This window comes from Rhizobium sp. PDO1-076 (assembly GCF_000247475.1).
Classification (GTDB): domain Bacteria; phylum Pseudomonadota; class Alphaproteobacteria; order Rhizobiales; family Rhizobiaceae; genus Allorhizobium.
The window spans coordinates 1-617 of record NZ_AHZC01000357.1 but is presented as its reverse complement, the minus strand read 5'-3'; the positions used below and the strand labels follow the sequence as shown (position 1 = coordinate 617).

The following is a 617-nucleotide window of genomic DNA, read 5'->3' as shown; positions in this document are numbered from 1 at the left end:
CAGGTCTCCCATAATACGCCTCCTCATTAATCAGAACCCATTCGCCCATTCTCTGCGACCGATGGACATGATCCGCCATGGCTGGCTTTCGAGCTTTCGAGCTTTCGCCAGGCATCACAGCAGTGATCGACAATGTCGTCGTATGATTTGAAGACTCGGTTCGAGAGCCAGTTTTCGCGCATGAAGTGCCAGAGGTTTTCGACCGGGTTAAGCTCCGGCGACTTCGGCGGCAGAGGCAGGATGGAGATGTTGCCGGGGATGACGAGGTTGTTGGACATGTGCCAGCCGGCCTGGTCCATGATGAGGATGGCATGCGCGTCATCGGTTACGTGCCGGGAGATTTCAGCCAGGTGCTGCGTCATGGCGTGGGTATCGCACCAAGGCATGACGAGAGCCGCCGCCTTGCCCAGCTTGGGGCAGATGGCGCCAAAGATATAGGCCGAGCGGGTTCGCTGGTCGTGCGGGGCGGATGGCCTTGAGCCTCGCTTTGCCCAGCGACGTGTGATCTTGTTCTTTTGACCAATCCGGGCCTCATCTTGGTACCAAATTTCTATGCGTCTTCCTTGGGCCGCTCCGGCGGCAATTTCTGCCACAGCGGCGGGGAAACTTTTTTAAAA

Annotated in this window: 1 pseudogene; it reads right to left on the bottom strand. The window is 57.5% G+C overall.

Annotation, left to right across the window (positions count from 1 at the left end):
• Positions 1 to 30: 30 nt before the first annotated feature.
• Positions 31 to 611: pseudogene (locus PDO_RS17220) on the bottom strand (IS630 family transposase); the annotation flags it as partial.
• Positions 612 to 617 lie beyond the last annotated feature (6 nt).